Below are 25,391 nucleotides of genomic sequence, written 5' to 3'. Positions count from 1 at the left end.
GTCGGCGTCGGTCCTTCGCGACCGGCACTACATCCGCTACCCCCGAGGCCGCGACGGTAACCGTAAAGCGGCGCCGAGCACGCCCCGGGCGACCAGTTCGACGGTGCCGGCGACGGCGACCGCCTCCACCGCCAGCAGGGCGACGAGGATCAGCAGCTGGGTGGCGCCCGCCCGGGCCGGGCTGCCCCCGCCGAGCAGCACGCCGACGAACGCGCCGGGCAGGGTGACCAACCCGACCGTACGGGTCTGGTCCAGGGCCGGCACCAGCGCCTGGCCGGCGGGGACGCGGCAGACCTCCAGGGCGGCGTCGCGCGGGCTGAAGCCCAGCGCCAGGCCCGCCTCGTACTCGCCGTGCCGGGTGCGCAGCTCGTCCAGCGCGCGGCGGGCGGCCAGCGTGGTGGCGGTCATCGCGCCGCCGATCAGGATGCCGGCGCCGGGCAGCACCGCCAGGGTGGTGGCGGGCAGTGCCCGGGTGCCGACCAGCAGGGCCAGGGTGGGGGCCACCCCGCCGGCGATCGGCACCGCCACCGGCCAGCCGGTACGCACGCCGCCGATGCGGCGCGCGGCGGTCACCGACGCCACCACGAACATCACCGCGACGAACCCGACCGTGGCCCACCACGAGCCGAGCACCCCGCCGATGACCAGCGACACCGCGCCCAGTTGCAGGACGGCCCGCGCCGAGGCGGTCAGCACCGCGCGGCCGGGCCCGAGCCGGCTGACCGCGACGACGCCCGCGGCGACCAGGGCCAGCGCGGCCACCACCGTGTACAGGGTCGGACCGGGGGAGACCGAGGCGGTGTTCACCCGGGCATTCTCGCCGGTGCCGGGACCGCCCGCCGGTTCCGACGGCGGCGGGGCCGCCCCGGGTGATCCCGTGACGGCCCCGCCCCGGCCGGCTCGCGCCCGGCCGACACTGCCTCGTCCGCGGTCAGAGGATCCCGCGCGCCTCGAACGCCGCCCGGGTCGCCGCGGCGGCCGGCACGCCGTACAGCCGCTGCGCGGCGTCCACGGTGGCCAGCGCGGCGTCCCGGAAGGTGGTGTCCTTGGCGAAGGCGAACTGCGCCTCCACGATCAGCGTGCTGGCCTGCCGGTCGCCGAGGGCGCCGCGGATGTCCCACAGCGCCCCCGACCAGATCTCCCCGTCGGCGTGCACCTCGCCCCGCACGTCGGTCGGGTAGACCTTGGTGCCGTCGAGCCGGCGCAGGCAGTGCGGCGCGGTACGGGTGTACGAGACGGCGTCCCAGTCGGCGACGCAGGCCTCCGGGGTCTTCGTCGGTGTACCGGTGGCCCAGCTGGTCACCACGACAGCCAGGTAGTCGGAGAAACCCTCGCCGATCGAGCCGGACTCCAGGTTGGTGCCGAAGCCGGGCACCTGCGCGTCCTGCACCGAGTGGCCGTACTCGTGGACGATCACCTCGGCGTCCTCGGCGTCGTCCACGCCGCCCTTGCCCAGGGTGATGTTGGCCTTGTCCTCGCGGAAGAACGAGTTGTCGCCGCCGTACTGGTCGATGCGCAGCTCGATCTGGCGCTGGTTGACCGGGCGCAGGGTGCCGCCGAAGCCGAGCGACTGCAGGTACGCCTGGGCGGTGTTCACCCAGTGGTAGCCCATCACCTGCTCGAACTGGTCGGCGTCTCGGTGCCAGGCGGGGAAGTTGCCGTCGACCGCGCGGGCCGGCGTGCCGGTCTTGCTCTTGACCACCACGTACCGGCCGGTGAGCGTGCCGGAGGAGTCGAGGTTGGTCAGCAGCACCGACCGGTACGCCCCGGCCAGCGCCGGGTAGTCGGCGTCCTTCTGGTCGGTCAGCGTCTGGTCGCCGAGCTGCTGGACCGGGTTGGGCGCGAAGGCCGTCGCGCCGGCGGTGCTGCCGTAGGGATCGCCGGCGGCCTGGACGGTCGTGCCGCCGGCGACCAGCGCCGCGGTGACCGCCGTGGCGACCAGCGCGGATCGCGTGAGATGGGGGTTCATGCATGATCCCTTCGAGAATGGATCGGTGCGCCGAGACTAGGCTCCGTGGCGACCCCTGCCAACCCTCGACGGACCGCTCGTCGCCGGCCCGTCAGCCCAGTGAGGACCACCTGTGACCACCGAACGGATCGGCCCGCCGCTGCGGGCGGGGGAGCGCGAGACACTGCGCGCCTTCCTCGACTTCCACCGGGCGACCCTGGCGATGAAGTGCGAGGGGCTCACCGACGACGAGCTGCGCCGCCCGGCCTCGCCGCCGTCGACGCTGACCCTGCTCGGGCTGCTGCGCCATATGGCGGAGGTGGAGCGGACCTGGTTCCGGCGGGTGATCGCCGCCGAGGACGTCCCGCTGATCTGGTCGGAGACCGGCGACTTCCAGGCGGCGTACGATCCGGCCGGCTCGACCGGCCCGGAGGCGTTCGAGGTGTGGCGGCGGGAGGTGGAGCACTCCCGCCGCATCGAGCGGGAGGCCGAGTCGCTGGACGTCACCGGCCACCAGGCCCGCTGGGGCGAGGACGTGTCGCTGCGGCTGGTGATGCTGCACATGTTGCACGAGTACGCCCGGCACAACGGCCACGCCGACTTCCTGCGTGAGGCGGTCGACGGGTCCGTCGGCGCCTGACGCTGCGGTCCGTCGGGACCTCGGTCCCGACGGACCGGCCCGGAAGACCCTCCCCGCCGCGCACCCCGACGAGAACCGTGGGGGGTGACAACGGCGTGAGGAGGAACCATGAAGGCACTCGTGTACGGCGGGCCGGGCGAGAGGTCCTGGTCCGAGGTCCCGGAGCCGACCATCGCCGGCCCCCGGGACGCGATCATCCGGGTCGACGCGGTGACCATCTGCGGCACCGACCTGCACATCCTCGGCGGGGACGTGCCCGAGGTCCGGCCCGGCCGGGTGCTCGGCCACGAGGCGGTCGGCACCGTGGTCGAGGTGGGCGACGGCGTCGGCACCCTGAGCGTCGGCGACCGGGTCCTCGCCTCCTGCATCTCGGCGTGCGGCGTCTGCGCCTACTGCCGCCAGGGCAGCTACGGGCAGTGCCTCGGTGGCGGTGGCTGGATCCTCGGCCACACCGTCGACGGCGTGCAGGCCGAGTACGCCCGCATCCCGTTCGCCGACCTGTCCACCTACCGGCTGCCGGCGTCGGTGTCGGACGAGGCGGCCGTACTGCTGGCCGACATCCTGCCCACCTCGTACGAGGTCGGGGTGCTCAGCGGGCAGGTGCGTCCCGGCGACACCGTCGTGGTGGTGGGCGCCGGCCCGATCGGTCTGGCCGCGATCCTGACCGCGAAGCTCTACTCCCCGACGCACATCGTCGCCGTCGACAAGGCGCAGAGCCGGCTGGACGCGGCGAAGCGGTTCGGGGCGGACCTGACCGTGCTGGCCGACGACGATCCCCTGGAGACGGTCCGCTCCGTCACCGGCGGGCTCGGCGCCCACGTGGTGATCGAGGCGGTCGGCACGCCGGCCAGCTTCGAGCTCTGCACCGAGCTGGTCCGTCCTGGGGGTCGGGTCGCCAACATCGGCGTGCACGGCAAGCCGGCGACCCTGCACCTGGAGCGACTGTGGATCCGGGACGTCACCATCACCACCGGCCTGGTCGACACCCACTCGACGCCGAGGCTGCTCGACATGCTCGTCGCCGGCCAGCTGGACACCGGCAACATGGTGACCCACCGGTTCGCCCTCGACGAGATCATGACGGCGTACGACGTCTTCTCCCGGCCGGCGGAGACCGGTGCGCTGAAGGTCGTGCTCACCCGGTGAGGTGGGTGAGGCCGGGGCGCGACCGAGTTCCCGGCGCCCGCCCGTCGGTGGGCGCCGGGGCCGGGGTCAGTCCCGGCGCAGCGGCAGCCAGGCCAACGCGTCCTGGATCTTCGCGTCCCAGTACGCCCAGTCGTGCGCGCCGGGGGAGAAGTCCACGGTGACTCCGACGCCCTGCCCCCGGGCGGCCTCGACGAAGCGCAGGTTGTCGTCGTACAGGAAGTCCTCGGTGCCGCAGGCGACGTAGAGCGGGGGTGCGTCCGCGCCGGCGCGCCGCACCAGGGCGACCGTGTCGTCGTCGGTCCCCGCGACCTCCCGCTCGCCCCAGACGGTGTGCCAGACGGCCGGGTCGATCGGGTTGGTCGGGTGGTTCCGCCGGTGCGCGACGTCGAGCGCGCCGGAGAGGCTGGCGGCGGCGGCGAACCGGCCCGGGTCGCGCAGCGCCCACTTGACCGCGCCGTAGCCGCCCATCGAGAGCCCGGCGACGAAGGTGTCCTCGCGGCGGGTGGAGAGCCGGAAGAACGAGCGGCACAGCTGCGGCAGCTCCTCGCTGAGGAACGTCCAGTACCGGTTGCCGTGCGCTTCGTCGGTGTAGAAGCTCCGGCCGGCCTGGGGCATCACCACGGCGAGCCCGAGCGGCGCGGCGTACCGCTCGATCGCGGTGCGGCGCAGCCAGATGGTGTCGTCATCGGTGAGGCCGTGCAGCAGGTAGAGCACCGGCGGGTCGCCCTCGCCTGCGCCGCCGGCCAGGCCGATCTGGGACGTGGTGCGCTGCGGCAGGAGGACGGTCATCGAGGTGTTGAGGCCGAGCGCCTCCGAGAAGAAGTCACAGCGCATCAGTGCCATGGTCTGGCACCGTACCCGGTCAGCCGGTCGTGGTGGCCGGGCATGCGGCGGCCACCAGGGCCTCGGCGGCGGCCCGGGCCTCCGCCGGCGCGCCGGGGTCGGCGTCCAGGACGCCGGCGGCGAGTCCGCCGTCGAGCAGCAGGGTCAGTTGGCGGGCGAGCCGGTCCGGGTGGGCGGCGCCGGCGCGCCGGGCCAGGTCGGTGACCCAGGCCCGGACCACGTTCTTGTGCTCGACGGTACGGGCGTGCACGGCGCTGTCCGAGGCGCTCTCCGCGGCGGTGTTGATGAAGGCGCAGCCGTGGTAGCCCTCCCGCCGGCACGCCGAGGCGAGCGCGTCGAACATCCCCACCAGCTGGTCGCGGGGGTCGTCGCCGGCGTCGCGGGCGGCGGCGCGCAGCGCTCCGAACCAGGCCTGGTCGACCTTGTCGAGGTACGCCAGGACCAGGTCGTCCTTGCGTGGGAAGTGCTTGTACAGGGTGGCCTTGGCGACGCCGGACTCGGCGATCACGGTATCCACGCCGACGCCGCGCGGGCCGTGCGCGTAGAAGAGCCGGAAGGCGGTGTCGAGGATCCGGTCCCGCGCCGACTGCCGGGTCCCCCCGGTCGCTGCCGTGATCGCCATCCGCCACCTCCTCGGTCTCTTCCTCGCCTGGCGGGACCAAGCATACCGACCCGTCTGTGCACCATCGCAGCCAGCGCGGCTCGGGAATATGGGCACCGCGCCTTGCTGGTAGACAGACCTGTCTGTTAGCTTCGATGGCGACGCACGTTACGGCACCCTTCCCACACAGCAGGAGCATGAGAATGAAGATCGCGGTACTGGGCACCGGCGTGGTCGGGCGGACCCTGGCGAGCCGGCTCACGGAGCTCGGCCACCAGGTCACCATCGGCACCCGGGACGTCGCCGCCACCCTCGCCCGCACCGAACCCGACGGCATGGGCAACCCGCCCTACCAGCGGTGGGCGGCCGAGCAGCCCGAGATCGCGCTGGCCACCTTCGCCGACGCGACCGCCGACGCCGCGCTGGTCGTCAACGCCACCAACGGCGAGGCGTCGATCGACGCGCTGACCGCGGCCGGCGCGCCGAACCTGGCCGGCAAGGTGCTGCTCGACATCGCCAACCCGCTCGACTTCTCCCGGGGCTTCCCGCCGAGCCTGTTCGTGAAGGACACCGACTCGCTCGCCGAGCGGATCCAGGCGGCCTTCCCGGAGCTCAGGGTGGTCAAGGCCCTCAACACGCTCACCGCCGAGCTGATGGTCCACCCCAAGGCGGTCGCCGGCGGGGAGCACACCGTCTTCGTGGCCGGCAACGACGCCGACGCCAAGGCGACCGTGACCGAGCTGCTGGAGAGCTTCGGCCACACCGACGTGATCGACCTGGGCGACATCACCGGGGCCCGGGGCACCGAGATGCTGCTCCCGATCTGGCTGCGGCTGATGGGCACCCTGGACACCGCGATGTTCCAGTTCAAGATCGTCCGCTGAGCGCCCGGTGCGGCCGCCCCACCAGGGGCGGCCCACCGGCGGTCAGGTCCAGTAGAGGACCCGGCACGCCGGCACCCGGGCCGCCAGCTCGCCGGTGAACCACGACCGCAGCTCCGCCATCTGATCGCGGGGGTAGACGTACTTCACCGCGCCGAACTTCCCGTGCTTGCGGGTACGCCGGGACTCGTCCATCTCCAACCTCGTGCGCGGGTACCAGCCGAGCAGCACCTCCCGGCTGCCCGGGGTGAACCGGTGGCTGATCAGCTCGGCGGTCAGGTCCAGCCCCGGCACCCCGTCGACGGCGTCGGCGACCATGCCCAGCAGCTCGCCGTAGTGGGCCCGCCAGTCGGGCAACGGCATGATCGGGGCGATGGTCAACCCCACCGGGTAGCCGTCGAGTGCCAGCCGGCGCAGCGCGGCCAACCGGGCCGGCACCGGGCTGGTGCCGCCCTCGAAGCGGGTGCTCACCGGCAGGCAGTTCACGCTGAACCGGACCCGGGTACGACCGGCGTGCGGCAGCCCGACGAAGCCGCCGATGTCGTCGTACTTGGTGGTCCAGCGCAGCTGCACCGGGGCGTCCCAGGCGGCGAAGTGCTGCACCGCCCGCCGCCAGCTGCCGGTCAGGTGCTCCAGGGCCAGCGGATCGGTGTAGCAGGACGCCTCGAAGGTGGTGCCCTCGCCGGCCCGGCCGGCGCTCCGGCTGGTCACCGTGCCCCGCCCGGCGTAGTCGGCCAGGTTGACGAGGATGTCGTCGAGGTCGGCGTAGACCCGGGTCACCGGCGGCCCGGAGAGCGAGCCCGCGAGGTAGCAGTACTGGCAGTGCGCCGGGCAGCCCTCGGCCAGGTCGACCCGCCAGTCGGCGCTCGGCGCGATCGGTTGCAGCTTCCGGCGTGCCGGTGGGCTCACCACGATCGCCATGGTCGCCTTGGCCCGGGCGTACGTCTGCCGCTCGGTCTCCCCGCGCAGGCCGGTCAGTCGGTTGGCCCGTAGCCGTTCCACCTCGATGCCGAGCGCCTCGACCCGGTCGGCGATCCGCCGCCCGTGCGGGTGCTCCAGCGCTGCCGGGGTGGCGACCACCCGGCGGGGGGTCCACCGCCGCGCGGGACGGGCCGGGGGCGCCAGCCCGGCCAGGTCACGGGTCGGCACCCGCTCGCCGCTGGCGTCGTGCGGTGCCGGGGGTACGTCGACGGCGAGCGGCTCGTCGACGTCGATGCCGTCGGTCTGCTCCGGCCGCATCCGGTACGCATACCCGGTCGACGCCCGGACGCACGTCCGGAGCGCCCGTGCCGGCCGGGCTACCGGGCCCCGCTGCCCGGTGGGACGGGCGGACCGCCGGTCGCCGGGCCGGTCGACGCGACCAGCGCGCGCAGCGGGGTGTGGCCGGCCGCCGTGACCAGCCGGCCGACCGCCGGCCGGCTGGCCACGGTGGCGAGGCTGGCCACTGCGGCGCCGAGGACCAGGCCGGCCACGACGTCGTGCGGGTAGTGCGCGGCGATGTAGACCCGGGAGAACCCCATGATCAGGGCGGCGACCGCGGCGACCAGGCCGAGCCGGCGGGAGACGAACCACAGGGCGGCCGCGGCGGCCCCCGCCATCACCGAGTGGTCGGACGGGAACGAGAAGTCGCCGCCGCGGTCGGCGAGCACCAGGATGCCCGGGTGGCTGGTGTACGGCCGGGGCTCGTGGAACAGCGCCACGAACGGCTGGTTGACCGCCACCGCCAGCAGGGTCACCAGCGGGGCGGTGAGGGCGGCCGCCACCACCGCGGGTTCGCCCCGACGGCGCGCGCCCCACCAGCCCGCCAGCATGAGGAGAGCGAAAATCGCCACCCCGTACGCGGCGTAGTCCCGGATCGCGGCGTGCAGCCAGGGGGTGGCGACCGCGAGGCGGTTGGTCTCGTCGAAGAGCCCGATGTCCATGGGTAGCCCGTCCTCCTCCTACAATTGCTGTAGTAGAGGCTACTACTACACATTCTGTAGTGGAAGGGAGTCGGGTGAACCGGAACGGACGTCGCGGGCACGGCGACCTGGAACACGAGATCCTCGCCGCGCTCGCCGCGGTGGACACCGCGCTCACCCCTGCCCAGGTGCGCGACCGCCTCGACGCGGGGCTGGCCTACAACACGGTCACCACCGTGCTGGCCCGGCTCGTCGACAAGGGGCGGGTCACCCGGGAGCCGGCCGGCCGCGGCTACGCCTACCGGCCCGTCCGGGACCGGGCCCAGGTGACCGCGTTCCAGATGCGCCGGCTGCTCGACGACGACACCGACCGCTCGGCCGTCCTCGCCCGGTTCGTCGGCACCCTCACCCCCGAGGACGAAGCCCTCCTGGTGGGCCTGCTCGGCCGGGCCGAGCGGGACCAGCCGTGATCGTCGCGCTGGCGGTCGTGCTCGCCGCCGCCGGGGCGTACGCCCGCTGGGGTCCCTGGCTCAGCCGCGCCCTCCCACCCGCCCCGGCCGTACGCCTGCTCGCCCCTACGGGCCTGCTGCTGACCGCGACCGGCTGGTTCGGCCTCGCGGTGGCCGCCTTCACCTGGATCGGCCAGGACGCCGAGATCGCCGCCCTCGGGCCGTGGTCGGCGCAGGCGCTGCGCTCCCAGGCCCCGGTGCCCTGGGCGGTCTCCGCCGCCGCCGCGACGATGCTCGCGCTCTCCGCCGCCGGCGCCGCTGTCTTCCTGGTCCGGCGACTGCGGGCGATGCGCGTCGCGCACCGCGACTGCGGGCGGCTCGGCGCCCCCGGGGCGCTGGTGGTGCTCGACACCGATGTCCCGGACGCCTTCACCACCCCCGAGGCCTCGGGACGGGTGGTGGTCACCCGAGGGATGCTGCGCGCCCTGCCGGGCGACGAACGGGCCGCCCTGCTCGCGCACGAGCACTCCCACCTGCGGCACCGGCACGCCTGGTGGAACCTCGCCGTCGACCTCGCGGCGGCGGCCAACCCGACCCTGCGCCCCACCCGGCGCGCCCTGCACAACAGCGTCGAACGCTGGGCCGACGAGGACGCCGCCCGCCGGCTCGGCGACCGGGCGCTGATCGCCCGGGCGGTGGCCCGCGCCGCGCTGGTCCGCCAGCGCCACACCCGCGTCGCCACCACCTCAGTGGCCGGCGGAGACGTCCCCGGGCGGGTGCGGGCCCTGCTCGACCCGCCCGTCAGTCGGTGGGCCCCGGCGGTCGCGGTCCTCGCGGTCATCCTGGCCGCGTCGACGCTCGGCGCTGCCACCCTGGACCACCAGGGCGAGCGGCTCTTCGAGCACGCCGCCGTCGGGCAGCAGCCGACCGGGCGCTGATCGATCAATCCGCCCCGACCAGCCGCCGCCGGGCATCGGCCAGCCCCCGCTCGTTGTCGGCCGGGCCGGCCACCCCGGTGCGGTCGTCGGCCACGAGTCGCTGGGCGAAGTAGTCCGCCTGCACCGCCCACCGCAGCCGTAGCAGCACCGGCAGCCCCCGGTCCAGCTCGGCCCGGTCCAGCACGCCCTGAGCCAGATACGCGTCGCGCAGCGGCCCGCCGCGGTCCGGTCCACCCACGTACATCAGGGCCGAAGCCAGGTCGTACAGCAGCGGCCCGGCCAGCCCGACACCCCAGTCGATCAGCCCGCACCGCCCGGTCGCCCGGTCCAGCCGGAACGCCTCCGGCGCCGGATCGGAGTGCAGCAGGCCCCAGGTCAGGCCCGCCGGACGCAACCCCTCGTACGCGCGCACCGCCGCCGCCACGGCCGGCCGCACCCACTCCCGTACCCCGAGGTGCGCCGCGGCCGGGTCGAGCCAGTGGAACCGGTCGACTCCCGGCAGGGACACCTCCCGCAGGGCTCGGTGCACGTGGCCCAGGGTGGCGCCGATGATCCGCTGCTCCACCGGTGCGGCGCCGGTCAGCGGCTCGCCGGGCACCCAGCGCAGCAGCGCCAGCGCCCCGTCGTCCACGGCCACCACCGCATCCCCGTCCACCGTCGGTACGGCCGCCCCCGTCGCCACCCCCGTACCCTCGACGACCCGGGCCACCGCGAGGCCGGCGGCGAACCTCGCCGCCGCGCTCGCCGGCACCAGCTTCGCCACCCACCGTCGTACGCCCTGCCCGACGAACCAGGTGGCCGAGTTCATCCCGCCGTGGTGCGGCGTCACCACCGGGTCCGTCAACCCCCACTGTCGGGCCAGCACCGACCGGACCGTCGCCTCCGTCATCACCCCGGCAGTCAACCAACGGCTCCGTCGACCGGACCACCGACTTCCCGCGAATATCCATTGCGGCCGCCGGGACACCTCGCCTACCTTCAATGGGCAACGTCAAGCCGAACACCCGGGGAGCCCGCCGTGCCGCAGCACACCAGCACCGAGACCGCGCGGTCCATGCCGCGCGGCGGTGCCATGCTGCTGGGCGAACGGGCCCGGGGCCTGCTCCAGGCCCGATGCGGCTGGCGACAAGGGTGGCGGCGCGGATAGCGCCAGCGCGACAGCGCAGCCGCCCATCCCTTCGGGGACCGGGCGGCTTTTTCGTCACCCGCCCCACCGAGGGGTGTAGCTCAACTGGCAGAGCACCGGACTCCAACTCCGACGGTCGCAGGTTCGAATCCTGTCACCCCTGCATCGTGTCCCGGCCACGCCGGCGACGTCGCTTCTTCTCAACTCCATAGTGGATGGCATGAGCACGACCCCGGCCGGCGCCGAGACGCGCCGGCCGGGAAGCGACACGGGATGGCGCACCGCCACCCCGCACGGGCCGTTGGAGCAATTGGCAGCTCACCCGGTTCTCAACCGGGAGGTTTACGGGTTCGAGCCCCGTACGGCCTACGCACGACATCACGCGGTTGTGGCGCAGCGGTAGCGCGTCACCTTGCCAGGGTGAAGATCGCCGGTTCGAATCCGGCCAACCGCTCTCGCCCCGGCACCGGGGCACCAGGCCCCATCAGGGCGCCACGGGCTGCGCGCTGGGCGCAGAGAGGCCTTGCACGCCACTCCCGCCGGGTTCGATTCCCGGGCGGTCCACGAACACTCCACCGCCCCCATGAAGGGCGACACCCCGACGACCAAGGAGACGAAGATGGGATTCACCCCGCTGCCGGGCACGAAGGCCCCGGTACGGGTCTGGACCGACCCGTACGGCATCGAGCCGCAGGCCGCGCAGCAGCTGCGCAACATCGGTGCGCTGCCCTGGGTGCAGGGCGTCGCCGTCATGCCGGACGTGCACTTCGGCAAGGGCGCCACGGTCGGCTCGGTCATCGCGATGCGGCAGGCGGTCTCGCCCGCCGCGGTCGGGGTGGACATCGGCTGCGGGATGTCCGCGGTGCGTACCTCGCTCACCGCCGCGGACCTCCCCGACGACCTGGCGCCGCTGCGCTCGGCCATCGAGGCGGCCATCCCGGTCGGCTTCGCCAAGCGCGACGACCCCGTCGACCCGCGCCGGGTGCGCGGCCTGGAGCAGGGCGGCTGGGACGCCTTCTGGAAGCGCTTCGGCGAGCTGGACCGCAAGGTCGCGCAGCTGGAGAGCCGCGCCCAGCGCCAGCTGGGCACCCTCGGTGGCGGCAACCACTTCATCGAGGTCTGCGTCGAGCAGGACGGCCCCGACGCCGGGCAGGTCTGGCTGATGCTGCACTCCGGCTCCCGCAACATCGGCAAGGAACTCGCCGAGCGGCACATGGCGGTCGCCCGGGCGCTGCCGCACAACACGAATCTGCCCGACCGGGACCTGGCGGTGTTCCTCGCCGGCACGCCGGAGATGGACGCCTACCGCCGGGACCTCTGGTGGGCGCAGGAGTACGCCCGGCGCAACCGGGCGGTCATGCTCGCCCTGCTCTGCGGGGTGGTCCGGGACGAGTTCCCGCAGGTGACCTTCGGCGAGTCGATCAGCTGCCACCACAACTACGTGGCGGAGGAGAGCTACGACGGCGTCGACGTGCTGGTGACCCGCAAGGGCGCGATCCGGGCCGGGCGGGGGGACCTGGGCATCATCCCGGGGTCGATGGGCACCGGGTCGTACATCGTGCGGGGTAAGGGGAACCCGGACGCGTACTGCTCGGCGTCGCACGGCGCGGGGCGGCGGATGTCGCGGGGGCAGGCGAAGCGGACGTACAGCACCGCCGACCTGGCCCGGCAGACCGCCGGGGTGGAGTGCCGCAAGGACGCCGGGGTGGTCGACGAGATCCCCGGCGCGTACAAGGACATCACCCAGGTGATGGCGCAGCAGGACGACCTGGTCGAGGTGGTGGCGCACCTCAAGCAGGTGGTCTGCGTGAAGGGTTAGGCCGACCGGCGCCCCAGGGGGGTGGGCGCCGGTCGTACGCCCCGGTGGCTCAGCGGAGAGAGCGTCGGCCTACGAAGCCGAAGAGCCCAGGTTCGAATCCTGGTCGGGGCACGTTCCGTCGCGACGGAACCCTTGCGAGCTGGTGCAATAGGCAGCACAACCGTCTCTGGAACGGTCGATGGAGGTTCGAGTCCTCCGCTCGCAGCACCCGTCTTCGTCCTCGGGCAGCAACCAGGTTCCGACTAGTACGGCAGCCCGGGTTCGTGATGTAGATGCTGGTTGATGGATGGGTTGGGTGCGGCGGCGGTAGTGGCTGGTCCGGGCGCGTGCTTGGTGTTGGCGTCGCCGGTGTGACCAGGTCAGCCAGTGGCTGATCGGGTGGACGGTGTTGGTGATCAGCTTCGCGAAGAGGCGGCGGATTTCGGGCAGGGTCAACGGGATCTATCGCGGCTTCATCACCACGATCGGGCACGGAGGACCTGGCCGGTTCGGTGGAGCCGCCCCTTCTACGGCCTGCTCTCGATCGAGGACTGGAAATGGGCGCTGTTGGGCAGTGCGACGTCACGATGTTGGCCAGGCCGTTTCCAGCCGAGCCCGGACGGGTGTACGAAGGTTGGTTTGCTGAGGTGGCGCCGGACGAAGACGACCAGCCGTACCGCGGCACGTTGGCGCTCAGCCATCAGGGCTGCGGCGACCTGTCACTTCTCGTCCTTAATGGTCCAGCCCGCGGACGGGTGGTCGACACATCCCCAGGCATGCAGGGGCCGCGCGTTACTGCGGATCCGGACTTTCTTTCGTGGTACGAGAGGTGGTTGAGTGCAGCTCAGCGCCGTTCAGCGCGGTTGAAGGCCGTTCAGCGGACCCCGCTGCTCCCTATCTGTTCCCCCGATCCCCGTCCCCGAACAACGGCGCCAGTTCAAGCTCACTGGCCCGCCTGGCGAGTCTCGAGTTGAAGCCTCAAAGAGCGTGAAGGCCGAACGCGCAGTTCCTCCCACAGCAGCGCGCTGAACCTCTGGTACTGCCTGTGGGCCGCTGCCAGGTTGCCCTCCGCACAGTAAGCGGCGATGAGCGCCGAGTGTGCCGATTCGCGCAGGGGTTCTGCCGCGATGGCGGTCAGGGCGGCGTCGACCGCGTGGGCGTATCTGCCCAGGAGGCACAGCTGCCGGGACAGGGCTTCCAGCGCGTGGATCCTGAGCTGCCGCACGCGCTCGCGTTCCAGCAGCAGCCAGTCCTCCTCCCACCCGGGTAGCAGATCGCCGAGAAGTGGCTCCACCCGGGCATCGGCTGAACTCAGGGTGGACTCGTCGGAGATCAACCGCTCGGCCTGCTTGATCACCCGGTGCAGGTCCACGTCGACCTCGCTGCCTAGCTGGACGGTGTCCGGTAGCGCGTGGACGAGTCGGGGGTCGGCCCGGCGGATGCGCCACAGCGCGGTCCGCAGGCTGGCCTGTGCTCGAGTGACGGTGACCTGGGGCCAGAGCTCCTCGGCAAGGCCCGCACGGGCGCAGCGGGCCCCGTGCCGACGACCGATGCTGAGGTACGCAAGCAGCCGCTGGGCATGTACCGGTAGCGGCACCTCGCGGGCATTCACCCGGAGACCGAATCTGCCGAGGACCACCAGTTCAAGCGCGGAACCTGAGGGGGACGCTGGCTGTAGGCCGGGCATGGGACCACCCCCAGTGGATGCTGCGGCGCAGTGTCACTCAGATTGTTCCGGCCATGTCTCTCGCTGCGTCTAGCAGGCGTCAATGCGTAGACGATTTGTTGATGATCCGACAGTTGAGGTAGGCGGACCGTGACCGGTGTGGATCCTGACGAATGGCGAGTGCTGGTCATCCGCGCCTGGCGGGAACGTCACGGCCTGCGCATCCGGGTACTGGTCGAAGGCGAGCCGCGGCGTTGGTGGGTTCTGTCCAACCCCGTCCAAGCCGCGGCGTTGGTGCAGGCGCTCTTGACGGGGCTGGAGCCCGACGGCGAGCAGGACGACGGGCGTCATGACATCGAGTTATGACAGTGAGGGCGACCTCGTCACCCCCTGTCGTCCGACGGCGCGGCGTCCGCTAACCCGCCCGGGGCCGCTGACGCCACGAGGGCGGCCGACTCCGCATGCCCTCCCGACTCCGCAGCCTCTCCCGGTTCGGCCGACTCGCCCGATTCCTCGGATCCGTTCGGCTCCGCAAGATCGGCGGACTCGTCAAGGACGCCCTCGGGCACCTCGTCGTCGAGTTCCTCGTCTGGACGGGCCCGCGCGGACAGCAGGACGGGGAGCCGTCTCGCCGGGACCTGGCAGTGCTCGTCGTCGACCCGGGTTACCTCGAGGCGTGGTCGGCGCTGGCCGAAGAACTCGTCGCCCACGGTGGCGGTTCGTGTGCCGGGACGGTAGTAGATCTGCACGGACAAGCGCGGGTTGCGGAAAACCCAGTCGCTCCAGGCGTCGACGTTCCCGGCATACGTCGTGTCGAACGCGCCGATCCGGCTCAGTCGCGCCAGTGCGCCCTCGGTCATTGCGCGGTCACTGCGGTGGTGCACGAGGGGCTCCAGCAGGTCGTACGCCCGGGAGTGGCCGGCGATCATCAGCTCACGCACAGCCGGGGGCCGCGCGCGAAGGACGTGGCCGACATTGTCCAGGGCCTGCGCGACGAGAGCGTTGAAGGCGCGCGGCTGTCCGAGCGCGTGCCAGCGCGGGTGCCGCGGCCCGAAGGCCCGAATCCCGCCCGGGTCGGCCCAGTCCAGAGCCGGCACCAGCAGCACGACCGGCCGGTTCGACGCGTCGATCACACGGCCGAGATCGAATGGCCGATCGGTGACGAAGCCGGCGGGAATCTGGCGCGGCCGATGGCAACCGCCGAGCAGGCCGTGCGCGAAGACCAGGACGTCGACCTCGGGACGTCCCATGGCGGCGCGCGGGACGAACACGGCGACCCCCAGGCCGGGATCCGCCCCACGGAATGTCCAGAGTCGCCCGCCGAGGTAGTCGGCGACGGCATCCTCCTCAGCCGGCCGATCGCCCGCCGGGCTCCGGGAGGGTGGCGCCGACGGTGCCGAGGAGCGGGGCGGCAGGTCGGCCGGCGCCCCCGTGCCGCGGTAGATCCAGTGCCACTCCTCGCTAGCCAGTGGGCGAAAGCCGAACCGCCCCGCGTTCTCGCGGAGCCAACGATGGAACCAGGTGGCCCGCCAGCGCGCCCGGGAGGCGTCGTCGGAATCGTTGCGGATCACGTTTCCCGGGGTGCGCTGCTGGTGCAGGTCAACGGCCGTACCGCCCTGGTGATTGCTGTAACCCGGCGCCGCGATGCGGTTACCGATGCCGAACCCCTCCGGACGGGTGGCCAACATGTACGTCACGGCCTGGTCCGAGTGGGGCCCTTCGGGGATCCGCGAACGTGCCCCAACCGTGCGGTTGTAGTACTTCTCGGCGAAGTACGACCGCCAGAGCCGCAGCTGGGTCTCGCTACTGCGGTAGCCGCTGTTGACGGTGATGCGGACGGTGCGCAGCGCGTCCGGGTCACCCGCGGCCTGCGCAGCGGCCAGGTCAGCGGTGGCCGCGGCGAGGAGCTGCTCGACGGCGTCGGCGGTGGCCAGGGCCGTCCGTATGGTGGTCCCACTGATTACCCGCAGCTCGTCGTCGTGTAGGTCGCGCTGTGGTGCGCCGCTGCGGCCGCGGGCCCTGGCTAGGTGGACCTGCAGGACCCGTTCCCGGAAATCGAGCTGCTCGGGCGTTCCCCTCCAGCGGCCGGGCAAGTCGACGTCCTCCTGCGCGCTGGTGTCCATGCGGCGGGGACGCAGGAGCAGCACCCCGTACGGGAGCCGGCCGAAGACGTCGAGGATTCGGCGGCGCGCATCGCCGGCCGCCACGGGCGCCGCAGTGCGGGCATACCATCCGGCCGGGGCGTGGGCACGGTTGGTTGTGCGCCGGATCAGGTCGGTACCGATGAGCGGTGCGCACACGCCCCCGCCGGGCCGCCCGAGGGCCACCAGGATCGCGACGTCGCCCTCGCGCGGGCCCTCGGTCAACAGCTGCCCGGGCCGGGCTACGACATCGAACCGGTCACGGATCCACCCGGCCAGCCGGCCTCCGGGGCGGTACAGCAGTTCGCGGTACGCCGTTGCGGGCGCAAGCGCGAGGGGGAGGATGCCGTCAAGGTCAGCGGTTCGGTTGCGGGCAGGGTAGCCCGGTGCGTCGTTCATGGTCTCGTCCTTGCGATCGAAGCCGGGCGATCCGGCGACCAGCGTGGCGGTCAGCCGGGAAAGGTTGAGGTAGCCGCGGCCGAGCCGGCCGTCGCTCGCGGCGACGTCGACGGAGCCGAGGATCAGGGCGCGGATCTCGCCAGCGGCCAGCTGGCCGTGGGCCTGCAGGCACAACGCCACCGCGCCGGTGACGTGGGGTGCTGCCATGCTGGTGCCCGACTTGGGAATGAGCAGGCCGGGGCTGCGCAGGTAGCCGGACGGCGCTGATCGGGCCGCGAGGATGCCCACACCGGGGGCCGCGAGGTGGGGGCCGTTCCTCCCGTCGCGGGTGGGACCGGAGCTGCTGAAGGCCGCCGGCGGACGGTCTGGCCGGTTGGAATCGTAGGCGCCGACGATCAGCGGTAGGTGGCTATTGGCGATCGTGCCGAGGGTGAACCTTCGATCGCTGTCGGCGGGAAGGAATCGCGACTGGCATCCGGCGCACGAGTCGTCCCGCTCGATCCACGCGTGGAAGGGACCCGGGTTGCCGCTGACCCGCCGCAGTGTGATCTGCCATCGTCCCGCCGGCGCCCCGACCGCGAGGAAGGCATCGACATGGTGGTCACCATTGCCGGGATCACGAGCACGGTGATACAACCAGCCGACCTGACGGCCGCCGGCCTCGATTGGTGCGTCGGAGCCCAGCGGCACCACAGTGGCAGGGCCGCAGTCCGGCGGCTGCAGCTCTACGGCGAGTTCGCCGTCGCCGCCATACCAGACCTCCAGCTCGTTCGGCGTCAGATCGGTTGGCTGGGTGACGTACGTCAGCGTGCGGCTGCCGCCGACCTCCAGCCACCCGCTCGCATGGGTTCTGGCCAACCCGTAGTTGCCGGCGCTCTGGACGACGAACGTCCCTGGAGTACCGGCCAGCAACTCGTCGAAGGCGCGCTCGACGAGCAGGGTTCCGTCGTGCGGACCGGCCATCATTCCGACGCTGAGGTTGACCACCCAGGGCCGATGGCCTGCCGTCCGCGCGACGAAGTCGACCGCCTCGAGAAGCCGCACCGAGTCGCCCAGCGTGGCGAGCCCGCCGGTGGCCCGGTCGGCCAGATGGACGAACACCAGCTCCGCCTCGGGAGCCACCCCAACCGGCCCGCCGGCCCTGCCGTTTCCGGCGGCGATGTCAGCCGTGTGGGTGTCGTGCGCGCCGGAGCCGCGGTCGGCGTCAGCGGCCCAGTAGCCGAGGGCAACGTACGGGTCGTCGCTGGCCAGCGCTCGGTCGATGTCGGCGCGCCGGTGGACGATGCCGTAGCCGTAGGGCTGTGGAGCGCAGGCTCCGCCCCCGCCGCGCTGGTCCCAGACGGCCAGCAGCCGGGTGCTGCCGTCGGCGGTGGCGAAGTTCGGGTGATCGATGTCCAGCCCCCAGCCGACTACGCCGAGCACGACCCCGGCGCCGGTCAACCATCCGGCCCCCGGGTCAATTGAGTCCCGTCGGAGAGTCGCCTCCCCGCGTCCAAGGTCCCAGGCGTCGGTGGCGGCCGCCGACGCCGACGGGGGGCCGAAGGGCCGTGCTGCCTTGAGACTGACCACGTCCGGATGGGCGTGTACGGCGCGCACGGCATCGAGCGGCAGCCGGCACGTGGCGACGGTGCCGAACCGGGAGACGATGGTCACCCCGGGGATGTCCATGTCCGGCCGGCGGAGTCGGATGACAGCCTCGACCACCTCACCGCCGTCGGGCGCCCCCCGGCGTAGCAGCTCGCGCAGCGCCGGATCCATCGTCACTTGTCTATCTCGAACGCTTATTTTAACGTGATCAGAACGGGCGTCGAGATCCCGCCCGCCGTCGCGGTGATGATGACCTGGCCGGTTTTGCCGTCCACCGTCGCGATCTGACCGGTGGTGTCGTTGTGGCTCGTCACGGTTGCGCGGCTCGGGTCCAACGACTGCCAGACGACCGCAACACTCACCTGCGCGCCGTTGCGGTCACGGGGTTGTGCGATGACGAGCTTCGTGTCCCCGGCGTGGATCGAGCTGGGGGCCTGCACGTCGATGCGCGCCACGTTCGAGGACTTGCGCTGTTGGTCTCCGAAGAAGGCGAGAGCGCCCACCGCCGCGAACCCGAGCACCCGGGGGTCGGTCACCCATCCCTCCACGCCCGGGCGGCGACGCTGCGGGCCCAGCAGGAGCAGCGGCGAGGCGCGCAGGCCGGCTCGCAGGTACGTGTTGTCGGGGCCGTCGAACGACTCGATGACCTGGTTAACGATGACTGAGGCCATCGCCGCGTACTCTGCCCGGCTCATGCGACGGTGCTGGCTCGAGACGGAACCCCGGAGCCGGTCCTCGACAACCTTGTTCTCCAGGTCCAGCTTGCGGATGGCTTGCGCCGTCTGCTGCGTCGGCCGCGGGGGAACGGTCTGGACTCGTGGAGCTGTCGGGGTCCGGGCCCGGGCACGAGCCTCCGCCTCGCGCCGCTGCGCGAGGGCGATGCGGGCGCGGCGACTGCGCTCGGCGCGGGACGCCTCGCCGTACTCCTCGTCAGCGTCGCCGATGTCCTCAGCGGCATCACCGTAGTCCTCGTACTCGGCTTCACTGCTGTCCAGCCACGTCGAAGTCACGGGTCTTCCCTTCTGTTCGTTCTTCCGATCGGCGCGTCGGGATGTCCGGCGCAGTGGCCATCGCGGCGACGGCTGGCGCGACGTACTCCTGGTAGAGCTGCGGGTCCGGGACGGTCCAGCCGGGACCGCCCTCGCCGGCGCATAACCGGCATCCGGCGTCGGAACCCCAGCACTCGCAAGCACCCAACGCCGCCGCGAGCAGGACGTTCCGATCCTGCAAGGTCTGGTCGGCGGGCGCGGTCACCGTGATCGTCGGCTGGTCGGCAGCCAGCCGGCCCATCAGCTGCTCCATGACCCTCCGCCCGAAGGCCGGCGGGTCGGGCAGCGCGCGGGCGAGCAGGTTCTCCAGGTCCCGGAGCTCCGAGTCGCTCATGGCGCCTCCCCGACAGTCTCCGCCAGCTCGTAGCTGTCGGCGTCCATGAGCGTGACGTACAGCGCGTGCGAGTTCGGAGCTCTGACCACGTCGTCCGCCTCGCCGCTGTCGAACGACTCCGGGTGCACGTACGCGAGTTCGTCGGCTTGGGCGGCAGCACGACCGAACACGTCACTCAGCAAGGTCATGATCTGGGGAACCGGCACGCCGTTCACCGACCGAGTCCCGGCCCGCCCAAGCGCCAAGGACATCAGGGCCTTGAGGATGTCCGGGTGCTGCGTCAGGACCAATCCCTGGGCCGCCGCCGCCGAACCGCCGGCCACGGGACTGGCCGGTGGCGCAGCGGAAAGTCCTGCAGTCACTGTCGGGGTGGCGGCTGGAGATGGAGCGGCCCGCGGCGACGCCGCGGGGCGGGGCGCACCGGGCAGCGCATTGACCAGGGCTGACCCGAGCTCGCTTCCCACTCTCGCACCGGCCGGTCCGCCAAAGTAGGCACCGGCGGCACCTGCCGCCAACGGTGCGGCGGTGCGCACCACGCTGTTGACCGTCGGGTCTGACAGCACCTGGCCCGCCGTCTGACCAATTTGCTGCAGTGCCTTGGCGAAGTTGAAGGCTTCTGCGGCGCTCATGTTGTCCATGACCTCGGCCAGAGCATCGTCGAGGGCTTCGGGGCTGGCTCGCCGCAGGTCGTCGCGCAGGACGTCGCGCAGGGTTTCGCTCAACCGTCGATCCCCGCCGAAATCGTCGTCAACGGCCTCGTCGAAAGGGTCGTCGTACCGCACGCGGCACCTCCCAGGTCCATGCGGATTCACGGTACGGCGAACTCGTTCGCCGACCGTGAACGTCGTGTCCGCTCTCGCGTCAACGCCCCGTCGCCGTTCATATGGCGCGTCTGAGGACCTGCTGCCGGATCACGTGTTCCAGTTCGGGGCTCGTCCGCATCGCCAACGTGGGAGCCTGCATGAGGTCGGCGTCGGCGATGCAGATCGCGGCGGTGGTGCGCAACAGCTCCAGCAGGTCGCCGCGGAGCGAGCCGGTGTCGGCGGGGACCTGCACGCGGACGTGCCGGTGGCGCAGCGCGGCGGCGACCAGCTCAACCTTGCCGGGCCGGTGAATCGTCTGCGCTTTATGACCTGCGTCCTACCCCGGCGGGGAAACGAGAACGTTTCGTCCGGATCGGTGGTCAGCCGGTGGCGGCGAGGAGGACCGGGACGCTCACCACGTGCTGGCGGGAGCCGTCGCGCGGGGAGACCTCGTACACCTCGACCGTGCCCGGGCCGCCGGTGGCCGCCCGCCAGGCCACGGCGAACCGGTAGACGCCCCGGCAGCCGGTGCCGCAGCTGGCGGTGGTGAACCCGGTCCCGACCACCCGGCCGGCGCGGTCCAGGACGCGGACCGAGACGGTCGCCTCGTAGACGTCGGCGGTGCCGGCGACGGTGACCGGTGCGGTGACCCGCTGGCCGATCACCGGCGAGGTCACCACGATCGGCGCGAGCAGGTCGGTCAGGTCGGGGCGGCCCAGCACGACGTCCGCCCCGTCGCCGGTGAAGGCGACCCGGCGGACGGTGGGGAACTGGGTGAGGGTCCAGACCACCTGGGCGCGGGTCAACCGCAGGGCGCGGGGGTCCGGCTCGGCGAAGGCGGCGGGTGGCACCACGGTGGCGGTGCCGCCGGTGATCCGGGCCACCTCGACGCCGGCCGGGACCAGGGTGGCCAGGCCGGCGGCGGCCTCCGGCGGGGTGGGCCCGGCGGCCAGCTCGGCCAGCGCCAGGCGGGAGGTGGCCACGGTGGCGGGCCGGCTGCGCCGGGTGGGTACCAGGGTGCCGTCCCGGACGAACCAGAGCTCCAGGTCGACGGTGCCGGTCGGGTTCTGCGGTCCGGGCGACTCGGGGCGGGTGGGTGACGGTGCCGGTGGAGTGGGGACGGGCGGTCGGTCGGTCGACGGCGACGGGGAGGTCGGAGCGGACGATGGGAAGGTCGGGGCGGACGGCGGTGGCACCGGTGGCGGGGCGGCGGTGGGGGCCGGCCCGAGGGCGCCCGAGCGCGGGCCGGCGCAGCCGGCGGCCAGCAGGGCGAGTACGGCGAGCAGGGCGGCGAGACGTCTCACGGGTCACCCCTGGTCGAGCGGTCGGATTCGTCGGCGGGAAGCGGCTGGACGGGCACCAGGGGCAGGGCCAGCCGGAAGGTTGTGCCCACGCCGAGCCGGCTCTCGACGGTGAGCCGGCCACCGAGCAGCCGGGCGTTCTCCCGGGCGATCGCCAGGCCGAGACCGCTGCCCTGCCCGGACCGGGCCGGGTCGGCCTTGTAGAAGCGGTCGAACACGTGCGGCAGCTGGGCGGGGGCGATGCCCGGTCCCTCGTCGCTCACCTCGTACACCAGCAGGGCTCCCGCCCGGGTGACCCGCGCGCGCAGCTCGCCCTCGCCGTGGGTGACGGCGTTGCCGACCAGGTTGGCCAGCACCCGTTCCAGCCGGCGCGGATCGGTGCGCAGGATGGCGCGATCGCCGTCCACGAGGACCCGCGCCGCCCAGCCGTGCCCGGTGACCAGGTCGCGCAGCAGGCCCAGCGCGTCGACCGGCCCGACGGTCAGCGGCTCCTGGCCCGCGTCCAGCCGGGAGATCTCCATCAGCTCCTCGACCAGGGCGCGCAACCGCACCACGTCGGCGACCAGCAGCTCGGCGGCGCGCCGGGCGTCGTCGGGTAGCGCGTCGAGCTGGTCGGCCAGCAGCGAGGCCGCCGCCACCAGCGCGGTGACCGGGGTACGCAGCTCGTGCGCGACGTCCGCGGTGAACCGCCGTTCCCGCGCCTCGGCCCGGGACAGGTCGTCGATCTTCGTCTGCAACGCCTGCGCCATCTCGTTGAAGGCGGCGGCCCAGTCGCTGAACTCGTCCCGGCCCCGGACCGGCAGCCGGGTGGCGAGCATCCCCTCGGCCACCGCGCGGGCGGCCCGGCTGGCCCGACCGACCGGTTCCAGGGTGCGCCGGGCCAGGGAGTGGCCGATCACGGCGGCGAACGCCACCACCGCGACCCAGCCGATCGCCAGCGCGGTGCGCAGCTGCTCCAGGCCGCCCATCAGGTCGTCCTCGTCGGTGACCGCGTACAGCTCGGCGGTGGAGCCGGGGATCCGGCCGCCCACCACCAGCAGGTCCCCGCCGGTGCGTTCGTACCCGAGCTGTCCGTCGGCCACGGTGGCCCGCAGGCCGGGGCCGGGGGTCGGGTCGTACGCCGGGTTCGACGCCGCGCTGTCCCCGGCGATCAGCACCACGTGTCGTCCGCTGCCCTCGAAGCTGGCCAGCAGCTCGGCGCGCCGCCCGTCGGTCAGCGGCACGAACTGCCCGGCCAGCACCAGCTGGTAGCGGGCGTCGGCCGCGGCCCGCTGCACCGAGCCGTCGAGGCGGGCCTGCCGCAGCATCAGGTACGACCCGCCGGCGAGCACCCCCGCGGAGACCCCGGCGACCAGCACGAACGCCACCGTCAACCGGCGTCGCAGCCGCCCCGGCGGTACGGTGCCCGCGGCCATCGCGCCCCCTGTCAGGTCGTGGCGAGCTTGTAGCCCACCCCGCGTACGGTGTGGATCAGCCGGGGCTCGGCGGGGTCGTCGTCCACCTTGGCCCGCAGCCGCTGCACGGCCACGTCGACCAGCCGGGAGTCGCCGAGGTGGGAGTGGTTCCACACCCGGTCGAGCAGCAGCTCGCGGGTGAAGACCTGGCCGGGACGGCGGGCCAGCTCCAGCAGCAGCCGGAACTCGGTGGCCGTCAGGGTCAGCTCCCGCCCGTCGCGGCGGGCCACGAACCGGCCCGGGTCGATCTCCAACCCGCCGACGGCCAGCACGGCCTCCTCGACGACGGCGGTGGCCCGGCGCAGCGCGGCCCGTACCCGGGCCACCAGCTCCGGCAGGTCGAACGGCTTGCGCAGGTAGTCGTCGGCGCCGCACTCCAGCCCCACCACCACGTCGATGGTGTCGGTGCGCGCGGTCAGCATCAGGATCGGCACCTGGCTGGTCCGGCGGATCTCGCGGCACACCTGCAGACCGTCCATGCCGGGCAGCATCACGTCCAGCACGATCAGGTCGACCGGTTGAGCCCGCCAGGCGGCGAGGGCGGCGCGGCCGTCGACCGCGGTGGCCACCCGGAAACCGGCCCGCCGCAGACCGAGGGCGGTGACCTCCCGGATGGAGGCATCGTCCTCGACCAGCAGCACCCGGCCGTCCATGATTTCCTGAGGGTAGCCCCGGGCGGGGCCGGGACGACCCGGCGCAACGGCCGGTGACGGGGGCCCGGTCGTCGCCGGCCCCCCGTCCCGGCGGGTGGTCACTGCTGCCACTGGTGGGCGACGTCGAGCACGATCCGGCTGTGCGTGCCGGGCCCGGCGAGCACCAGCACCCGGAACGGCAGCTGCGCGCGTACGCCGACGGCGAAGGTGCTGTAGCCCTCGAACGTCCCGCCGTAGACCACGTCCCGCAGCGTCCGGTAACCGACTACGTTGGCCACGTGGTCCCCGGACCGGTGCGGGTAGCCGACCGCCGGCTCGCGCAGCGACACCCGAAGCAGCGCCCCGCCGGCGGTGTACGGCGACAGCGCCAGCCCCTGCCCCTCGGTCCACGCCGCGCCGTAGGCCACCGAGTAGCCGTCGGCCGCGCCCTCGAACTCGAAGACGAGCCGGTCGTAGCAGTCGTGCCGCCCGGCGCGGGTGGTCAGCAGCGACGCGGTGCGCAGCGTGCCGCCGGACTTGGCGGTGCTGCCCCAGGTGATGCCGCAGTACGGCGCGGTGGTCGTGGCACCCAGCGCCGTGGCGGTTGGCCGGCCGGTCGCCGTGGCCGCGCCGGTCGCGGTGAGCAGCACGGCGAGCACGACCGTCGCCACCGCACCCAGTGTCCTCGTGGATCGCATGGTTCCTCCCTGGTTCGTCCGGCCCGGATTGGGCGGGCCGCTCCAGGTCGACGGTGGGCCGCCAACTCCACAGCCACCCCACTGGCGCGTAACAGCGGGGCAACAGCCGTGAGGCTCAGGTCAGGCCACCCGGGCCACCGCGCCGGCCGGCGGCGCGGGCACCGCGTCGGGGTGCAGCACGGCGGCGATCGCCTCGACCCCGTCGACCAGCCGCGGACCGGGCCGGACCACCAGCGCGTCGGCGTCGACCGCCCAGACTCCGACGCCCGGGAAGTGCGGCGTGACCGTCGCGGCCTGCGCCACCGCGCCGTCGAGGTGGAAGCCGCAGGGGGTGACCAGCACGATCTCCGGTGCGGCGTCGCGCAGCTCCGACCACGGCACCTGCACCGAGCGGGCGCCCGGCCGGGTGGCCACCGGCTCGCCGCCGGCCGCGCGGACCAGGTCGGGGATCCAGTGCCCGGCGGTGAACGGCGGATCGGTCCACTCGACCACCGCCACCCGGGGCCGGGGTCGGCCGGCGACCGCCGCCGCGACCGCCGCGAGCCGGTCGCGCAGCGCGCCGACCAGGTCAGCCGCCCGCTCCGGTACGCCCGCCGCCGCGCCCACGGCGAGGACGCTGTCGAGGACCTCGTCCAGGGTGTACGGGTCGAGCGAGAGCACGTCGGCGCGGCAGCCCAGGTGGTCCAGGGCGTCGGCGACGTGCCCGGAGGGCAGCGCGCAGACCCGGCAGAGGTCCTGGGTCAGGATCAGCTCCGGGTCGAGGCCGGAGAGCGCGTCGGCGTGCAGGGTGTACAGGTCGGCGCCGGCCGCGAGCTGCGCCCGGACGTGCGCGTCGATCTCGCCGGGGCTCATTCCGTGGGTGTCGGTGCCGCCCACCACGACGGTCTTGCCGGCCCGGTCCGCGGCCGGCACCTCGCACTCGAAGGTCACCCCGACCAGGTCGTCGCCGAGGCCCAGGGCGTAGACGATCTCGGTGGCGGAGGGAAGCAGGGAGACCAGACGCATTGCCCCATCCTGCCCGGGGCCGCCCCCACCCTCGGGAGCGGCCCCGGGCCA

General features: G+C 73.2%; 25 protein-coding genes, 5 tRNA genes and 1 pseudogene. 12 read left to right on the top strand and 19 right to left on the bottom strand.

All coding sequences use genetic code 11. The features are described from left to right. Positions 1 to 36 precede the first annotated feature (36 nt). Entirely contained in the window at positions 37 to 807 is a 771-nt protein-coding gene (locus tag AC5RWQ_RS27050; RefSeq protein WP_494285450.1) for an ABC transporter permease, read from the bottom strand. A gap of 124 nt (positions 808 to 931) precedes the next feature. Beyond that, the gene (locus AC5RWQ_RS27045) at positions 932 to 1,969 is read right to left on the bottom strand and encodes a M36 family metallopeptidase (RefSeq protein ID WP_494285449.1); all 1,038 of its coding nucleotides are present in this window, start codon (positions 1,967 to 1,969) and stop codon (positions 932 to 934) included. 112 nt (positions 1,970 to 2,081) lie between these two features. Here AC5RWQ_RS27045 and AC5RWQ_RS27040 point away from each other — a divergent pair, with 112 nt between their 5' ends. Continuing rightward, the gene (locus AC5RWQ_RS27040; protein ID WP_494285448.1) at positions 2,082 to 2,588 is read left to right on the top strand and encodes a DinB family protein; all 507 of its coding nucleotides are present in this window, start codon (positions 2,082 to 2,084) and stop codon (positions 2,586 to 2,588) included. Between the two features lie 108 nt (positions 2,589 to 2,696). Beyond that, complete coding sequence (locus AC5RWQ_RS27035) at positions 2,697 to 3,734, top strand: zinc-dependent alcohol dehydrogenase family protein (protein WP_494285447.1); 1,038 nt, start codon at positions 2,697 to 2,699, stop codon at positions 3,732 to 3,734. A 66-nt stretch (positions 3,735 to 3,800) separates the two neighbouring features. Here AC5RWQ_RS27035 and AC5RWQ_RS27030 read toward each other — a convergent pair whose 3' ends face one another. Together AC5RWQ_RS27030 and AC5RWQ_RS27025 are read right to left on the bottom strand one after the other, a co-directional pair. Further along, positions 3,801 to 4,577 (bottom strand): alpha/beta hydrolase, encoded by a 777-nt coding sequence (locus tag AC5RWQ_RS27030; RefSeq protein ID WP_494285446.1) that lies wholly within the window; start codon positions 4,575 to 4,577, stop codon positions 3,801 to 3,803. Between the two features lie 19 nt (positions 4,578 to 4,596). Continuing rightward, on the bottom strand, positions 4,597 to 5,199 hold the full coding sequence (locus AC5RWQ_RS27025; RefSeq protein ID WP_494285445.1) for a TetR/AcrR family transcriptional regulator: 603 nt from the start codon (positions 5,197 to 5,199) through the stop codon (positions 4,597 to 4,599). A gap of 182 nt (positions 5,200 to 5,381) precedes the next feature. Here AC5RWQ_RS27025 and AC5RWQ_RS27020 point away from each other — a divergent pair, with 182 nt between their 5' ends. Next, the gene (locus AC5RWQ_RS27020) at positions 5,382 to 6,062 is read left to right on the top strand and encodes an NADPH-dependent F420 reductase (RefSeq protein ID WP_494285444.1); all 681 of its coding nucleotides are present in this window, start codon (positions 5,382 to 5,384) and stop codon (positions 6,060 to 6,062) included. Between the two features lie 42 nt (positions 6,063 to 6,104). On the opposite strand, the gene AC5RWQ_RS27015 is transcribed toward AC5RWQ_RS27020, so the two are convergent. Both AC5RWQ_RS27015 and AC5RWQ_RS27010 read right to left on the bottom strand, forming a co-directional pair. Further along, positions 6,105 to 7,298 (bottom strand): spore photoproduct lyase family protein, encoded by a 1,194-nt coding sequence (locus AC5RWQ_RS27015; protein WP_494285443.1) that lies wholly within the window; start codon positions 7,296 to 7,298, stop codon positions 6,105 to 6,107. 59 nt (positions 7,299 to 7,357) lie between these two features. After that, on the bottom strand, positions 7,358 to 7,981 hold the full coding sequence (locus AC5RWQ_RS27010) for a phosphatase PAP2 family protein (RefSeq protein ID WP_494285442.1): 624 nt from the start codon (positions 7,979 to 7,981) through the stop codon (positions 7,358 to 7,360). Positions 7,982 to 8,055: 74 nt separating this feature from the next. On the opposite strand from AC5RWQ_RS27010, the gene AC5RWQ_RS27005 reads away from it, so the two are divergent. Next, positions 8,056 to 8,430 carry a BlaI/MecI/CopY family transcriptional regulator gene (locus AC5RWQ_RS27005; RefSeq protein WP_494285441.1) on the top strand — a complete coding sequence of 125 codons (375 nt, stop codon included), beginning with the start codon at positions 8,056 to 8,058 and terminating at the stop codon, positions 8,428 to 8,430. Beyond that, positions 8,427 to 9,347: a M56 family metallopeptidase gene (locus tag AC5RWQ_RS27000; RefSeq protein ID WP_494285440.1), complete on the top strand. Its 921-nt coding sequence runs from the start codon at positions 8,427 to 8,429 to the stop codon at positions 9,345 to 9,347. Before AC5RWQ_RS27005 ends, AC5RWQ_RS27000 begins: the two co-directional genes overlap by 4 nt. Before the next feature lie 4 nt (positions 9,348 to 9,351). On the opposite strand, the gene AC5RWQ_RS26995 is transcribed toward AC5RWQ_RS27000, so the two are convergent. Continuing rightward, positions 9,352 to 10,251 carry a phosphotransferase enzyme family protein gene (locus AC5RWQ_RS26995; RefSeq protein WP_494285439.1) on the bottom strand — a complete coding sequence of 300 codons (900 nt, stop codon included), beginning with the start codon at positions 10,249 to 10,251 and terminating at the stop codon, positions 9,352 to 9,354. Between the two features lie 312 nt (positions 10,252 to 10,563). Here AC5RWQ_RS26995 and AC5RWQ_RS26990 point away from each other — a divergent pair. The 6 genes from AC5RWQ_RS26990 (at position 10,564) to AC5RWQ_RS26965 (ending at position 12,497) form a co-directional block, all read left to right on the top strand. Further along, a tRNA-Trp gene (locus AC5RWQ_RS26990) sits at positions 10,564 to 10,636 on the top strand. A 132-nt stretch (positions 10,637 to 10,768) separates the two neighbouring features. After that, a tRNA-Glu gene (locus AC5RWQ_RS26985) sits at positions 10,769 to 10,842 on the top strand. Positions 10,843 to 10,855: 13 nt separating this feature from the next. Continuing rightward, positions 10,856 to 10,927, top strand: a tRNA-Gly gene (locus tag AC5RWQ_RS26980). Positions 10,928 to 11,092: 165 nt separating this feature from the next. Beyond that, the gene (locus tag AC5RWQ_RS26975; RefSeq protein WP_494285438.1) at positions 11,093 to 12,292 is read left to right on the top strand and encodes an RtcB family protein; all 1,200 of its coding nucleotides are present in this window, start codon (positions 11,093 to 11,095) and stop codon (positions 12,290 to 12,292) included. A 38-nt stretch (positions 12,293 to 12,330) separates the two neighbouring features. Further along, positions 12,331 to 12,403, top strand: a tRNA-Arg gene (locus tag AC5RWQ_RS26970). Positions 12,404 to 12,425: 22 nt separating this feature from the next. Further along, positions 12,426 to 12,497: transfer RNA gene (locus AC5RWQ_RS26965), tRNA-Gln, on the top strand. A gap of 62 nt (positions 12,498 to 12,559) precedes the next feature. Here AC5RWQ_RS26965 and AC5RWQ_RS26960 read toward each other — a convergent pair. Next, positions 12,560 to 12,733: pseudogene (locus AC5RWQ_RS26960) on the bottom strand (IS701 family transposase); the annotation flags it as partial. Between the two features lie 481 nt (positions 12,734 to 13,214). Next, a complete protein-coding gene (locus AC5RWQ_RS26955) occupies positions 13,215 to 13,883 on the bottom strand; it encodes an AfsR/SARP family transcriptional regulator (RefSeq protein WP_494285437.1) in 669 nt (222 codons plus the stop codon). A gap of 213 nt (positions 13,884 to 14,096) precedes the next feature. On the opposite strand from AC5RWQ_RS26955, the gene AC5RWQ_RS26950 reads away from it, so the two are divergent. Next, positions 14,097 to 14,303: a hypothetical protein gene (locus AC5RWQ_RS26950; protein ID WP_494285436.1), complete on the top strand. Its 207-nt coding sequence runs from the start codon at positions 14,097 to 14,099 to the stop codon at positions 14,301 to 14,303. 17 nt (positions 14,304 to 14,320) lie between these two features. Here the strand turns inward: AC5RWQ_RS26950 and AC5RWQ_RS26945 are convergent, their stop codons facing one another. The 10 genes from AC5RWQ_RS26945 to AC5RWQ_RS26900 all read right to left on the bottom strand — a co-directional run bounded on the left by AC5RWQ_RS26945 (position 14,321) and on the right by AC5RWQ_RS26900 (position 25,340). Beyond that, entirely contained in the window at positions 14,321 to 18,235 is a 3,915-nt protein-coding gene (locus tag AC5RWQ_RS26945; RefSeq protein WP_494285435.1) for a S8 family serine peptidase, read from the bottom strand. Positions 18,236 to 18,258: 23 nt separating this feature from the next. Further along, a complete protein-coding gene (locus AC5RWQ_RS26940) occupies positions 18,259 to 19,074 on the bottom strand; it encodes an Ig-like domain-containing protein (protein ID WP_494285434.1) in 816 nt (271 codons plus the stop codon). After that, complete coding sequence (locus AC5RWQ_RS26935; RefSeq protein WP_494285433.1) at positions 19,046 to 19,447, bottom strand: hypothetical protein; 402 nt, start codon at positions 19,445 to 19,447, stop codon at positions 19,046 to 19,048. The genes AC5RWQ_RS26940 and AC5RWQ_RS26935 overlap by 29 nt, the downstream gene beginning before the upstream one ends. Beyond that, positions 19,444 to 20,229, bottom strand: coding sequence for a hypothetical protein (locus AC5RWQ_RS26930; RefSeq protein WP_494285432.1), 786 nt, complete (start codon positions 20,227 to 20,229; stop codon positions 19,444 to 19,446). The genes AC5RWQ_RS26935 and AC5RWQ_RS26930 overlap by 4 nt, the downstream gene beginning before the upstream one ends. 97 nt (positions 20,230 to 20,326) lie before the next feature. Then, positions 20,327 to 20,503, bottom strand: coding sequence for a TetR/AcrR family transcriptional regulator C-terminal ligand-binding domain-containing protein (locus AC5RWQ_RS26925; protein ID WP_494285431.1), 177 nt, complete (start codon positions 20,501 to 20,503; stop codon positions 20,327 to 20,329). Positions 20,504 to 20,630: 127 nt separating this feature from the next. Continuing rightward, the gene (locus AC5RWQ_RS26920) at positions 20,631 to 21,554 is read right to left on the bottom strand and encodes a Gmad2 immunoglobulin-like domain-containing protein (RefSeq protein ID WP_494285430.1); all 924 of its coding nucleotides are present in this window, start codon (positions 21,552 to 21,554) and stop codon (positions 20,631 to 20,633) included. Further along, positions 21,551 to 22,966, bottom strand: a complete 1,416-nt coding sequence (locus AC5RWQ_RS26915; RefSeq protein WP_494285429.1) for an ATP-binding protein — start codon at positions 22,964 to 22,966, stop codon at positions 21,551 to 21,553. The genes AC5RWQ_RS26920 and AC5RWQ_RS26915 overlap by 4 nt, the downstream gene beginning before the upstream one ends. Positions 22,967 to 22,977: 11 nt before the next feature. Beyond that, positions 22,978 to 23,658 carry a response regulator gene (locus AC5RWQ_RS26910; protein WP_494285428.1) on the bottom strand — a complete coding sequence of 227 codons (681 nt, stop codon included), beginning with the start codon at positions 23,656 to 23,658 and terminating at the stop codon, positions 22,978 to 22,980. Between the two features lie 98 nt (positions 23,659 to 23,756). After that, positions 23,757 to 24,335, bottom strand: a complete 579-nt coding sequence (locus AC5RWQ_RS26905; protein WP_494285427.1) for an AMIN-like domain-containing (lipo)protein — start codon at positions 24,333 to 24,335, stop codon at positions 23,757 to 23,759. A 120-nt stretch (positions 24,336 to 24,455) separates the two neighbouring features. Next, positions 24,456 to 25,340 (bottom strand): ABC transporter substrate-binding protein, encoded by an 885-nt coding sequence (locus tag AC5RWQ_RS26900; RefSeq protein WP_494285426.1) that lies wholly within the window; start codon positions 25,338 to 25,340, stop codon positions 24,456 to 24,458. Between the last annotated feature and the right edge of the window lie 51 nt (positions 25,341 to 25,391).

It is taken from the genome of Micromonospora sp. BS32 (genome assembly GCF_059089345.1).
Note: the sequence above shows the minus strand (reverse complement) of the source record. Positions and strands in the feature narration are given on the sequence as shown.